Source organism: Nocardia sp. NPDC102475 (assembly GCF_055584605.1).
The window spans coordinates 40,846-53,406 of sequence record NZ_JBVJLS010000009.1 but is presented as its reverse complement, the minus strand read 5'-3'; the positions used below and the strand labels follow the sequence as shown (position 1 = coordinate 53,406).

Genomic DNA, 12,561 nt, shown 5'->3' with positions numbered 1-12,561 from the left:
CTAGCTATTGCAAGCACGCTGTAAGCACCCCTCCAGCAAACATTCAGCGGCGTAGCGGTCAGCCGCCGAACATCAAATGCGAAATCGTGTAGATCGCCAGCCCTGCCAGCGATCCGACGACCGTGCCATTGATGCGAATGAATTGCAGATCACGCCCAACCTGCAATTCGATCTTCTTGCTAGCTTCCTCGGCATCCCACCTGGCAACCGTGTCGGTGACCAGAGTGGTGATCTCCTCCGCATAGTTTTCCACCAGATACCGCGCGCCGCGATCGATCCAATCGTCGACTTTGGCGCGCATCTCGGCATCGTCGCGCAGCCGCTCCCCGAGCTGCTGCACATTCTCGGCGACCTTGCGCCGCAGCGTGGAGTTCGGATCGTCGGCCGATTCCAGGATCAGCCGCTTGGCCGCGCGCCAGGTCGCCTCGGCCATACCGGTGATCTCCTCGCGACCCATGATCTGCGCCTTGATCCGCTCGGCCTTTTTGATCATGGCGTCGTCGTGCTGGAGGTCGTAGGCGAATTCCTCGAGGAACCGATTCGCCGCGAGCCGCACCTCGTGTTCCGGATTCGACCGCACCTTCCAGGTGAACTCGACGAGTTCCCGATAGATCCGTTCTGAAAGCAGAATGTTTACGAATTTCGGAGCCCATTGCGGCGCATCTCGCAAAACGATCCGGTCGATCGTTTCCTGCGAACCGAGCGCCCACTGGTGCGCACGCTCGGCAAGCATGTCGAGCAGCGGCAACTGCCGATTGTCGGCGAGCAGTTCGGCGAGCACCCGGCCGATCGGCGGACCCCACAGCGGTTCGGCGATCCGCTTGACGATGGTGTTGTCGATGACCTGCTCGACATCCTCGTCCCGCAGCACCCCGACCACCGCGCGCAGAATGGTCGAACTCTCCTGCGCCACCCGGCCCGCATGTCCGGGATCGGCCATCCAGCGCCCCACCCGCCAGGAGACCTGCGCCGAATTCACCTTCGCCGAGACCACATCCGGGGCAAGGAAATTCGAACCGACGAAGGCGCCGAGACTGGCGCCGAGCTGATCCTTCTTCTTCCTGATGATCGCGGTATGCGGGATCGGCAGGCCGAGCGGATGGCGGAACAGCGCGGTCACGGCGAACCAGTCGGCGAGTGCGCCGACCATGCCCGCCTCGGACGCGGCCCGCAGGTAACCGACCCAATCATCGCCCGCCCCGCGTGATTCCAACCAGCGGCAGAACAGATAGACCGCCGTCGCGAACGCCAACAACCCGGTGGCCAGGGCCTTCATCTTGAACAGATCGCGGCGCTTGCCCGCCTCGTCGACGAAGGCCGCGAAACTGGTCGGTGGTGCGGACGTGGGCGCATCCAGCACCGCGATGTCGCCGGGAGCTTTCTCCATGACACCCATTCTGCTGTGTGTTACCGACCGACCTCCGAGCCGATCGCAAGCGACACGCAACCGACGCCGAATGGCCCGATTATGTGCAACCTGTCGCAACCAACACCCAAACGCGCATGTCGGTCGTTGCCTGGACCTAAGCTGGTGGTCCACGAACCCATACAAACGAGGGAGCTCACGCTGTCCACCGATGACCTTGTCGATGTCGGCGAGCTTGCCGAACGACCGGCGGCGGTGCGCACCGGCCGGACGGACGGACGCAAGCGCCGATGGCGGCAGCACAAGATCGACCGCCGCGAAGAGCTGGTCGACGGCACCCTCGCGGCTATTCGCACGCGGGGCAGCAATGCGGGCATGGACGAGATCGCCGCGGAGATCGGTGTCTCCAAGACCGTGCTCTACCGCTACTTCTCGGATAAGAACGACCTGGTCCACGCGACCATGCAGCGGTTCATCGAGACCACCCTGATGCCGCGGGTGTACGAAGCGATCAGCCTCGACGCGGACGAGTACCACCTGGTGCGTTCGGCCCTGGCCGCCTACGTCGGCACGGTCGACGAGGACCCCGAGGTCTACCGGTTCATCATGGGCAACGGCTCGACCGATCAGTCCTCGCTCGCCGAATTCGAGAAGCTCTTCGCCGACGTCGTCACCACGGTCATCATCGATCGCGGCGCCGAGCACGGCTTCGAGACCGAGGGCGCGCTGCTGTGGTCGTATGTGCTCGTCGGCGGCATCCAGTTGGCAACGCACTGGTGGACCACGGATAAGGCGATGTCGCGCGAGGAAGTCATCGACTACCTGACCATGATGGCCTGGAGCGCCATCGAGGGCATGGCGCGCGCGGGCGGCTCCCGGGCGATCTTCAACGCCCAGCCGCACATCCTGCCGGACCCGCCGCAAACCGGCGCCTGAGCGCTAGCTGGCGATCGCCGACTGATCAATCGCCCGACTTCGCGCGCTAACAGGCCGCTAGCTGGGGCGCTAGCTGAAATAGTGACGGCGGTCTCGACATTGCCGCGAGTTTGGCTACTCTGAAGCCGAGCGGTACGCGGGTGTCCCACGTCACCGCCCCGCGCACTCCGCCGATGGCGGTCTGCGCGGGTCGCTACGTGGTTACGCAAGCTGCCGCCTGCGCGCCCGTCGCTCCGACCGCTGGCACCAATGGAGGTACCTCGATGGCGAAGCAAGTGCCGACTTCTCGGCTTGCTCGTGGCACCAAGCTGGGAGCGGTGGCAGCCAGTTCGGTCATCCGAACCCAGCGCACACGCCTATCCATGCGGGGCCGGTCGGCGGCCGTGCGCGCGAAGATGGCCGAGGAGTCCATGATCCGCACCACCGAGCAGGTGGTCACGGTCCTCGGGACCATGAAGGGCGTGGCCATGAAGCTCGGCCAGATGATGTCGGTGCTCGATCTCGATCTGGTGCCCGAGAGCCATCGCGAACGCTTCCAGAAACGACTCGCCGTGCTGCGCAATGCCGCGCCGACGGTGTCGTTCGAGTCGATGCGGCAGGTGATCGAGGAGGACTTCGGGCAGCCGCTCGACGCGGTGTTCGCCGAATTCCAGCCCGAGCCCATTGCCGCGGCCTCGATCGGGCAGGTGTATCTGGGGCGGCTGCACGACGGACGTCAGGTCGCGGTCAAGGTGCAGTACCCGGGCATCGATGCGGCGGTGCGCGCGGATCTCAAGAATCTGGCCATGTTCCGGCGCGTACTGCAATCGGCGATGCCGTGGGTGACGCCCGCCGTACTCGACGAGTTGCGGCTGAATATGGAGAGCGAACTCGACTATCACGCCGAGGCCGATACCCAGCTCCAGATCGCCGAGCTCTACGCCGGGCACCCGTTCATCGTGGTGCCGCGTTCACTGCCCGAACTCAGTACGACGCGGGTGCTGGTCAGTGAATATGTGGCAGGCAAGGGATTCGAGGAGATCCGGCAGTTGCCCGCGGCCGAGCGCAATCGGATCGGCGAGATCATCTATCGCTTCTATGTCGGTTCGCTGTTCAGCTTCAACGAATTCTGTGGTGACCCGCATCCGGGAAATGTGTTGCTGGCCAACGACGGTCGGATCGGCTTCCTCGATTTCGGCCTGTTCAACCGGATGGATCCCGAACATGTGCGGTTCGAGACGATCTGCCTGCGTGCGGCGGCCGAGGATCGCGCAGAAGACCTGCGGCAGTTGATGATCGAGCGCGGCGTCATCGACTCGCCCGATGAGATCGGTGCCGAGGAATGCTTGGAATACGTGCTCGCGGCCTCGGAATGGTGTCTGCTCGATGAAGAGCTCACCATTACCCCGGAACTGGCCAGCGGCGCGTTTCTGCTCGCGGTGGATCCGCGAGCCAGTGAATTCGCCGGGATGAAGCAACAGAATCTGCCGCCTGAGCATCTGTTCTCGCGGCGTGCCGACTTCCTCACCTTCGGCATGCTCGGTCAGCTCGAATGCACCGCGAACTGGCACAAGATTTCCCGCGAATGGCTCTACGACGAGGCGCCGGTCACCGATTTGGGTAAGGCGCATCGGGAGTGGTTGATCGAGCGCAAACCGACGCCGACCAAGAAGCCGCGGGCGCGAGCGAAGAAGCCGACCACGCGCGGTTCCGATACCAAGTAATTCACCACAGCGGCTATCGAACGGAAGATCATGGCAGACAACCGAGAATTCGACCTGGTGCTGTTCGGCGCAACGGGTTTCGTCGGCAAGCTCACCGCGGAGTATCTGCTCGGCGCGGCGCCCGCCGAGGCGCGCATCGCACTGGCGGGACGCTCGCTCGACAAATTGACAACGGTCCGTGACGAACTCGGCCCGGCCGCCGCGAATTGGGGTCTGGTAGTTGCCGATTCGACGAACCAGGCCGCACTCGACGCACTCGCGGCGCGAACCACGGTTGTGGTGACCACCGTCGGCCCGTACCTGCGCTATGGCATCCCGCTGGTGGCCGCCTGTGCGAAGGCCGGCACCCACTACGCCGACCTCACCGGTGAGCCGCTGTTCATCCGGGACGCGATCGATCGGTACCACGAGCAGGCGGTGCAGACCGGCGCGAAGATCGTGAATTCCTGCGGCTACGACTCGATTCCGTCGGATGTGAGTGTGTACCAGCTGTACAAGCGCACCGTCGCGGACAATACGGGCGAGCTCGAGGACACCACCCTGATCGCTTCGCTGAAGGGCGGGGTGAGCGGTGGCACCATCGACTCGGGGCGGGCCATGATGGAGGCCATCGCGGCCGATCCGGCCAAGGGTTCGGTGATGAGCCACCCGTATTCGCTCAGCCCGGACAAGTCGATGGAACCGAATGTCGGCCGTCAGACCGATCAGGCGCTGCAGCGCGCGAGCACCATCGACCCCAGCCTGGACGGGTGGGTCGGCACGTTCGTCATGGCCGCGCACAACACCAAGATCGTGCGCCGCACCAACGGCCTGCTCGGTTGGGTCTACGGCAAGAACTTCCGCTACCGCGAGGTGATGAACGCGGGCAAATCGGCCGCCGCACCGCTGGTGGCCGCCGGTATGGCGGGCGGCATCGTGGCGACCATGGCCGCCGGTGCGGTGCTGTCGCGAGTCGCGGTGGGGCGCAAGCTGCTCGACCGGATCGTGCCCAAGCCCGGCACCGGACCGAGCGAACAGGCACGCACCAGTGGCTGGTTCAGCATGAAGACCTACGCGCGCACCTCCTCGGGCGCGAAATACGTGGCGACCTTCTCCGGCGCAGGCGATCCCGGCTACCAGGCCACCGCCGTCATGCTCGGACAGGCCGGACTGTGCCTGGCATTCGACGGTGCGAAGCAGCCCGAATTGGCGGGCATCCTCACCCCTGCGGCCGCGATGGGCGACGCACTCACCGATCGCTTGCGTGCCGCGGGCATGACCATCGAGGTCGAGCGGACGTAGTCGGTGAACCTCGCTCGACGCACCATGAACGCGCCCGCCCTCGCCTCCATCTACGAAAAGGCCTGGCGGCCTGCACTGTTCTATCTGGCCAGCGGCCGCAGCACAGCCGCCGACCGTCGCGACGCCGTCACCACGCTGCGTCTCGACGGGTCCAAGAAGGTGCTCGATATCGCGTGTGGTCCAGGCAACTTCACTCGCTATCTGAGCAATGCTCTCGACGGCGACGGCTTCGCCATCGGTCTGGACTATTCCGAACCGATGCTGGCCCGAGCCGTCACCGATAACGCGGGCCCGCGCGTCGGCTACCTGCGTGGCGACGCGCGCACCCTGCCCTTCGCGGACGGCACCTTCGACGCTGTCTGCTGCTTCGGCGCGCTCTATCTGATCCCCGATCCGATCGCGGCGACCCGCGAAATGATCCGCGTCCTCGCCCCCGGCGGCCGCATCGCCATCACCACCAGTCACCGCGCCGACAACCCGTTCGGTCGTGCGAGCCGGGTCGTCGGCGGCTGGAGCGGACTGCGCGTCTTCGACGACGAGACCTTCCCGAAGCTCTTCGCCGATGCGGGCCTGATCGATATAGATCAACAGGTCCACCGCCTGCTGCAGTACATCAGCGCCACCCGCCTGCGCTAGAGATCCACTTTGTCGTGCGCCACATCACATGGGTGCGACGCCGAGGGACGAGCACAAGCGGGTTACACCGGTCGCTACCGAACGGTAAAGTGCCCGCAAGCGGTGGGTGGACCGAACGTGAGGGGGCGACCCAGATGGCGGTACCGGATACCGGTCAGCGGATGGCCAGGCAGTTGTATGCCGCCGCCACCGGAACCAGCGGCGGGGAACCCTTCGAGCTGGCCGAGGATGTCGCCGAAAACCTCGCCGCCGCATGCGACAAGCTCGTCGAGGATCTGCAAAAGGCAACGGCCGCCGGATATCTCGTCACCGAGGTATCCGGTTTTCCCGACCTGCCGACGGGCCACGGCCTGGCAAAAGGCTTCGGCGACAAGGGCACTCAATTCCTCGACACCGTCACCGCATTCCAGGAAACGGCGCTGCTCTACAAGGCCGCCTATCTGGCCGCGGGAAAGCGTTTCGAGGATGCCGAGGCCGCAAATCGTGCCGCCCTGCAACTGATCACCGATTACCTGGAGTCGCCGCGCGGCGAACAGACCGACGGAAACCACTGATCCATGGCCGATTCCGTCACCAGGGCAGCCGCCGACGCCATCCGGGTCCAGCAGCGCGCCGTCGCCGCCTCCGCCGGATCAGCAAGCGGCGGAACCGATCCCCCATACGCACCCGAGCGCGAACTGTTCGGCGCCTATACACACCAGGAGATCTGGGATCTGGTGCACGAGGTCATCGATCCCGCGGCTCTCGGCCGGGTCGCCGACGCCTGGCGCGCCGATGCCAGCGTGGTCGCCGAGGCATTCCAGGCCTTCTCCGATGCCACCAATCGCGAATTCGCGCACTGGTCGGGTCGTTCCGCCGATGCCGCGCTGCGCGCCACCCGCGAATTCGTCCGCGCCGGTACCGAGGCGCATGATGTCTGCCGCGCGGTACAGCGCCTGATGGAGCTCAATTCCGATGCGGCACAGGCCATCCGAGCGGCGATTCCGCCGCCGCCGCAGTATCGTGCTCTGGAAGATCCGGCCGCCGAAACGATCCACGGCGGACAACGCAGGATGGACCACGACATGGCCGCTGCTACGGCGCAGGCCGATGTCCAGGACACGATGACCTATGTCTACACCCCGATCATGCCCGCATCCGGCGACCGTGTCCCCCGGTTCACCCCACCGCCCGGCGGCCCACAGATCGCGCGGCCGAATGCCGGCAGCGGGGGCGCACGGTGAAATGGGTATTCACCCCGGACGAATTCACGCATGTCTGGGAGAACGAAACGAGCCTGGACCGCCGCCCCTACCCGGTCAACCTGGCACCCGCCGCCACGGTCCGCACCGAATCCGAATACACCGCACTGCGACTACCCCAGCGCTTCGCCCGCCAGGCCGATGCCGATCTGGCGGCCGCGCTCATGCTGTGCGCCCGCTCCGATGCCACCACCATCACCGTCTCCGGTGAGTCGGGCGCCAAGCGGATCCTCGTTTTCGCCGCGGTCGTGCACAACCACGCGGGCATTCTGATCGCCGACATCGACAAGGTGACGGTGCGCATGTGCCACGTTCGCAGCCTCGGCAAACATCTGGTCGAGATCATCGGATCGGCCGAGCCGGGCAAGCTGGCGCCGATGCGGGAGCCGCAGGACGCGGTCCTGAACTCCGACGAAGGCGACTGCGCGACCAACGGCCATCGCCGCGCCGCCCGGTTCCGCCAGATCCTGCGAAAACCGGTGGACGGTCGCGGCTTCATCACCGTGACCGTGGAACCGGAAAACCCGATGTCGCCGCCCACCCGGCACCGTAGCTGGCTCGATTTCACCGGTGACGGACGCTATCTGCTCACCACCTCGCACGAGCTGACCCTGACCCCGGTCACCGACGAGGATTTCGCCGAGCAACTGCTCCGCCTAGCCCAAATCCGCTGACCCCGTCGCCGGCCACGAATTCAGCCATAAGATTTACCGATGGCGAAGAAATGGTCTCTGCCGCCCATCGAGGCTCTGCGGGCCGATGGCTTGCGCATCGCTGATCTCGACGCCTCCGGCACGCCCGGATTCGAAGGTGACAAGAAGCAGGCCCAGAAGCTGCTCATCGAACGCGCCGGCGTGCTCTCGGATCTGCAGGAGAAGCTCTACGCCAACGGCCGTTCCGGCGATACCCGCAGCGTGCTGCTGGTGCTGCAGGGGATGGATACCGCAGGCAAGGGCGGCATCGTCCGCCACGTCATCGGCTCGGTGGATCCGTCGGGCGTCGACCACGCCTCCTTCGGTGTTCCGACCGAGGAGGAGAAGAGCCACCACTACCTGTGGCGTATCCGCAAGGCACTGCCGCGCGCCGGTCAACTCGGCGTCTTCGACCGCTCGCACTACGAGGATGTACTGGTCGTACGGGTGCACAATCTGGTGCCGCCGGAGGTCTGGGAACCGCGCTACGACGAGATCAATGCCTTCGAGCGGGAACTGGTCGACCAGGGCACCACGCTGGTGAAGGTCGCCATGTTCGTCTCCCTCGACGTGCAGAAGAAGCGGCTGCGCGAACGGCTGGACCGACCGGATAAATACTGGAAGTTCAACCCCGCCGATATCGACGAACGCGGCTACTGGCCCGCCTATCAAGAGGCCTACCAGGTCATGCTGGACCGCACCTCGACCGACTACGCCCCATGGCATGTGCTCCCGGCCGACCACAAGTGGTTCGCCCGCCTCGCGGTCACCGAACTGCTGATCGACGCACTCGACGGGCTGAAGCTCGACTGGCCACCAGCCTTGTTCGATGTCCAGGAGCAGCAGCGCCGCCTCGCCGAAGCCTGACCAAGGTTGCTCTCAGGTTGACCACGGATGATGTGGCCGTGCCCGTCCACGCCCCGGGAGAGTTCCGGATCTACCATCGTGGCGGCAGGTAACCGGCAGGCAAGCGAAAGGCGTGGTGAACGCACGGTGAGCAATAAACCGGGTGGTAAAACGAATCCGCTCGCGGCGGCGGAGCGCGCCGACCGCAACCGCAAGATCCTGATCCAGGTGGGTGTGGCCGTCGTGCTGGTCGGGCTCATCGCGGCGATCGGCATCGGTATCGCGGTGAAGAACGCGAACAAGAACGATCTGGGTGCCACCCCGTCCATCGCCGCCGCCGTGAGCCAGTTGCCCAACGGCGCCACCGCGACCATCACCGATAACGGTGCGGTCCGCATCGGCAAGCCGGATGCGAAGGTGACCGTCCGGGTCGTCGCCGACCTGCAGTGCCCGGCCTGCAAGGCCTTCGAGGCCGCCAACGCCCAGGTCATCAAGGACGCCGTCGACAATGGCACAGCCATCGTCGAATACAACATCATCTCGTTCCTGGACAAGGCCTCCACCACGAAGTACTCCTCGCGCGCGGCCAATGCGGCGTATTGCGTCGCCGAAGCGGATCCGTCGAAGTACCTCGGCTGGTTGGCCACCATGTACGAGCAGCAGCCCGCCGAGGGCAGTGCGGGTCTGACCGATGACCAGCTGATCACGATCGCGAAGGGCGCGGGCCTTCCCGATTCGGTCGGGCAGTGCATCAAGGACAACAGCTACAACAAGTACATCGGCGCCAAGACCAAGGATGTGCTGAACAGCGGCGTCCAATCCACACCGACGGTCTTCGTCAACGGCACCCAGGTGAACAGCCAGGACCTCGCCTTGTCGAACGGTCAGTTCAAGCCCGACGCGATGGCAGCGGTCATCGCGGCAGCCGCGGCCAAGTGAACAACACCTCTTCCAGGGCCGCCTGGGTGTTGCTGATCGGCGGGCTGGCCGGGTGGCTCGCCTCGGTCACGCTGACCATCGAGCGGTTCAAGCTGTTCACCGATCCGAATTACCGGCCCTCGTGCAGCATCAACCCGATCCTGTCCTGCGGCAGCGTGATGACCACCGAACAGGCCGCCAAATTCGGATTTCCCAATCCGATCATCGGCATCGTCGGCTTCTCGGTGGTCGTCACCCTCGCGGTGCTCGCGGTCGCCAATGTGCGCTTTCCGCGCTGGATCTGGGGCGGCCTGTGGGCGGGGACCGTGCTCGGCACGGTCTTCATCTGCTGGCTGATCTTCCAGAGCCTGTACCGGATCGGCGCGCTGTGCCCGTACTGCATGGTGGTGTGGGCGATCATCACGCCGCTGCTCGCGGTGGCCACCGAGCAGGTGTGGGGTGGTGCGCGCGGGCCGATGCGGATCGTCGTCGAGTGGCGGTGGACGTTCGTCGCGGTGTTCTACGCCGTGGTGCTGCTGCTGATCTTCCTGAAGTTCCAGGATTACTGGCTGTCGCTGGTCTAGTTCGGTGTGCCCAGCGCCAGCACCACGGTGATCGTGCGCTGCGCCCCGCCTGCGCCGAGGACATCCAGCGCAACGGTGTCATCCGGCTTGTGCACATTGATCGCGGCCCGCAGCGCCTTCGCGGTGGTGATGTCACGGCCGTCGATCGAGGTGACGACATCGCCCTCGACGAGCCCGGCGGCGTAGGCCGGAAATCCGTACAGCGCGACATCGATCTTCGCCCCGTTCGGTTTCGCATCGGAGATCAGTACGCCGAGCGTCGCGGTCGGCCCGATGTGCACGGTTTCGGTGGGCGTGCCAGAACGGATCTGGCCCACTACCCGCATCGCGGTGTCGATCGGCACCGCATAGCCGTTCGGGGTGCGCCCGACCTCGCGTGAGGTCTCCCCGGAGGCGGCGGTGATCACGCCGACCACCGTGCCACCGGGATCGGCGAGTGCGCCGCCGGACTGTCCCGCGGCGACCGGCGCCGCGATCTCCACCATCCCGGTCAGCGATTTGCGGGTCAGATCGGAGGCATTGAGCGCGACGATCGTGCTGTTCAGATCGGTGATATTGCCCTGGATCGAGGTCGGCGTGCCGCCCGCGCCGCCCGCATTGCCGATGGCCAGCACATCCTCGTGCACGCGCAACTCGGCGGAGCGGCCGATGCGTGCGATCGTCAGATCGGTGGCACCGGTGAGTTCCAGCAGCGCGATATCCGCACCGGCGTCGTAGCCGAGCACCGTCGCGTCGTAGACGATGCCGTTGCCGACATCGGTGACCGTCACGGTTTCGGCGCCTTTGACCACATGATGGCTGGTCAGCACCTGTCCGTCGGTGGTCAGCACGATCCCGGTTCCGGCCGCGCCGAGTCCGAACGGCCGCGCGGACGTGCTGATATTCACCAGCGCCGGTTCGACGGCATGTGCGACCGCCACCGGGTCCAGCGGCGGCAGCGGCTCGAGCAGGGCGGGCGGGGAGTTGTCCGCACCCGAGGGCGACGACCAGTCGGGCAGTTCACCGCGGAAACCGAAGAATGCGGCCACGGCGAGCAGGACGGCCGCAAACAGCGCCAACGCCCGCCCGCCACCGTCTCGCTGCCGCTCGGGCGCACGGTACCGCTCGTCGTCCATGCCGCTCTCCCGCCTCCGGCTGGGCCTTTGACCAATTCCATTGTGGCCGGAGATCGTTATTCGGCGCTGCGTTTGGCAAACCTCCGCTGCGGCGGTAGGCATGTACGCATGAGTGAACGCAGTGAGCGAATCATGTCGCAGCGCGCAACGCGCATGCCGAAGCCGAGCGCCAGCGGGGCGCAGGCATGAGCGTTGCTGCTGCGTATGCGATGTCCGCGCCCGATGGGCAATTCGAGAAGCTCACGATCGAGCGACGCGAGCTCGGACCGCGCGATGTGCTGATAGATGTCAAGTACGCGGGCATCTGCCACTCCGATATCCACACCGCCCGCGACGAATGGGGCGGCGCCAAATACCCGTGCGTCCCCGGCCACGAGATCGCGGGCATTGTCGCCGCGGTCGGTCCGGAGGTGACCAGGCATCGGGTCGGTGATCGGGTCGGCGTCGGCTGCATGGTCGATTCCTGCGGCGTCTGCGGTCCCTGTCTGGCCAATGAGGAGCAATACTGCGACAACGGGGCCACCATGACCTACAACGCCGCGGTGGACTCGTCTATCCAGCCGGGTGGGTACACAATGGGCGGCTATTCGACCCAGGTCGTGGTGACCGAGAACTTCGTGCTGTCGATTCCGGAGGGCATCGGACTCGATGTGGCGGCGCCGCTGCTCTGCGCGGGCATCACGCTGTTCTCCCCGCTGCGGCACTGGAATGCGGGACCGGGTAAGAAGGTCGCGATCATCGGCATGGGTGGTCTCGGGCACGTCGGGGTGAAGATCGCCGCGGCCATGGGGGCCGAGGTCACCGTGCTGAGCCATTCGCTCAGCAAGCAGGACGACGGCAAACGCTTCGGCGCGCACCACTACTACGCGACCGGCGATAAGCAAATCTTCCGCGAGCTGCGCAACCGCTTCGATCTGATCCTCAATACGGTCTCGGCCGATCTGCCGATCAACGACTACATGCGCCTGCTGAAACTGGACGGCACCCTGGTGATCCTCGGCCTGCCCGAGAACCCGTTGAGCGTCAAGCCTTTCACCTTGACCGGATATCGACGGGCGCTGGCCGGCTCGAATATCGGCGGTATCGCACAGACTCAGGAGATGCTGAACTTCTGCGCCCAACACGGGATCGGCGCGGAGATCGAGCTGATCTCCGCCGACGAAATCGATGGCGCCTATGACCGGGTCGTCGCGAGTGATGTGCGGTACCGGTTCGTGATCGACGCCGCAACGATCTAGTCCGT

At 65.5% G+C, this 12,561-nt stretch carries 13 protein-coding genes; 11 read left to right on the top strand and 2 right to left on the bottom strand.

Annotated elements, in window-relative coordinates; genetic code table 11:
• Positions 1 to 58: 58 nt before the first annotated feature.
• Positions 59 to 1,387 carry a DUF445 domain-containing protein gene (locus tag ACZ60G_RS17960; RefSeq protein WP_465811206.1) on the bottom strand — a complete coding sequence of 443 codons (1,329 nt, stop codon included), beginning with the start codon at positions 1,385 to 1,387 and terminating at the stop codon, positions 59 to 61.
• Between the two features lie 234 nt (positions 1,388 to 1,621).
• On the opposite strand from ACZ60G_RS17960, the gene ACZ60G_RS17955 reads away from it, so the two are divergent.
• From ACZ60G_RS17955 to ACZ60G_RS17910, 10 genes are all read left to right on the top strand, one after another.
• Positions 1,622 to 2,302 carry a TetR/AcrR family transcriptional regulator gene (locus tag ACZ60G_RS17955; protein WP_465811378.1) on the top strand — a complete coding sequence of 227 codons (681 nt, stop codon included), beginning with the start codon at positions 1,622 to 1,624 and terminating at the stop codon, positions 2,300 to 2,302.
• Between the two features lie 263 nt (positions 2,303 to 2,565).
• Positions 2,566 to 4,005 carry an ABC1 kinase family protein gene (locus ACZ60G_RS17950; RefSeq protein WP_465811205.1) on the top strand — a complete coding sequence of 480 codons (1,440 nt, stop codon included), beginning with the start codon at positions 2,566 to 2,568 and terminating at the stop codon, positions 4,003 to 4,005.
• A 27-nt stretch (positions 4,006 to 4,032) separates the two neighbouring features.
• A complete protein-coding gene (locus ACZ60G_RS17945) occupies positions 4,033 to 5,286 on the top strand; it encodes a saccharopine dehydrogenase family protein (protein WP_465811377.1) in 1,254 nt (417 codons plus the stop codon).
• Between the two features lie 3 nt (positions 5,287 to 5,289).
• Positions 5,290 to 5,922, top strand: a complete 633-nt coding sequence (locus tag ACZ60G_RS17940) for a class I SAM-dependent methyltransferase (RefSeq protein WP_465811204.1) — start codon at positions 5,290 to 5,292, stop codon at positions 5,920 to 5,922.
• 134 nt (positions 5,923 to 6,056) lie between these two features.
• The gene (locus tag ACZ60G_RS17935; protein ID WP_465811203.1) at positions 6,057 to 6,476 is read left to right on the top strand and encodes a hypothetical protein; all 420 of its coding nucleotides are present in this window, start codon (positions 6,057 to 6,059) and stop codon (positions 6,474 to 6,476) included.
• Positions 6,477 to 6,479: 3 nt separating this feature from the next.
• Positions 6,480 to 7,145, top strand: coding sequence for a hypothetical protein (locus ACZ60G_RS17930; RefSeq protein WP_465811202.1), 666 nt, complete (start codon positions 6,480 to 6,482; stop codon positions 7,143 to 7,145).
• A complete protein-coding gene (locus ACZ60G_RS17925; RefSeq protein ID WP_465811201.1) occupies positions 7,142 to 7,837 on the top strand; it encodes an ESX secretion-associated protein EspG in 696 nt (231 codons plus the stop codon). Before ACZ60G_RS17930 ends, ACZ60G_RS17925 begins: the two co-directional genes overlap by 4 nt.
• Positions 7,838 to 7,876: 39 nt before the next feature.
• Positions 7,877 to 8,722: a polyphosphate kinase 2 family protein gene (locus ACZ60G_RS17920; RefSeq protein ID WP_465811200.1), complete on the top strand. Its 846-nt coding sequence runs from the start codon at positions 7,877 to 7,879 to the stop codon at positions 8,720 to 8,722.
• A 126-nt stretch (positions 8,723 to 8,848) separates the two neighbouring features.
• On the top strand, positions 8,849 to 9,640 hold the full coding sequence (locus ACZ60G_RS17915) for a DsbA family protein (RefSeq protein WP_465811199.1): 792 nt from the start codon (positions 8,849 to 8,851) through the stop codon (positions 9,638 to 9,640).
• Positions 9,637 to 10,203 carry a vitamin K epoxide reductase family protein gene (locus ACZ60G_RS17910; protein WP_465811198.1) on the top strand — a complete coding sequence of 189 codons (567 nt, stop codon included), beginning with the start codon at positions 9,637 to 9,639 and terminating at the stop codon, positions 10,201 to 10,203. Before ACZ60G_RS17915 ends, ACZ60G_RS17910 begins: the two co-directional genes overlap by 4 nt.
• Here the strand turns inward: ACZ60G_RS17910 and ACZ60G_RS17905 are convergent.
• A complete protein-coding gene (locus ACZ60G_RS17905) occupies positions 10,200 to 11,318 on the bottom strand; it encodes a S1C family serine protease (RefSeq protein WP_465811197.1) in 1,119 nt (372 codons plus the stop codon). The genes ACZ60G_RS17910 and ACZ60G_RS17905 overlap by 4 nt on opposite strands.
• 185 nt (positions 11,319 to 11,503) lie before the next feature.
• Between ACZ60G_RS17905 and ACZ60G_RS17900 the strand changes: the two genes are divergently transcribed.
• Positions 11,504 to 12,556 (top strand): NAD(P)-dependent alcohol dehydrogenase, encoded by a 1,053-nt coding sequence (locus ACZ60G_RS17900; RefSeq protein ID WP_465811196.1) that lies wholly within the window; start codon positions 11,504 to 11,506, stop codon positions 12,554 to 12,556.
• The last annotated feature ends 5 nt before the right edge of the window (positions 12,557 to 12,561 follow it).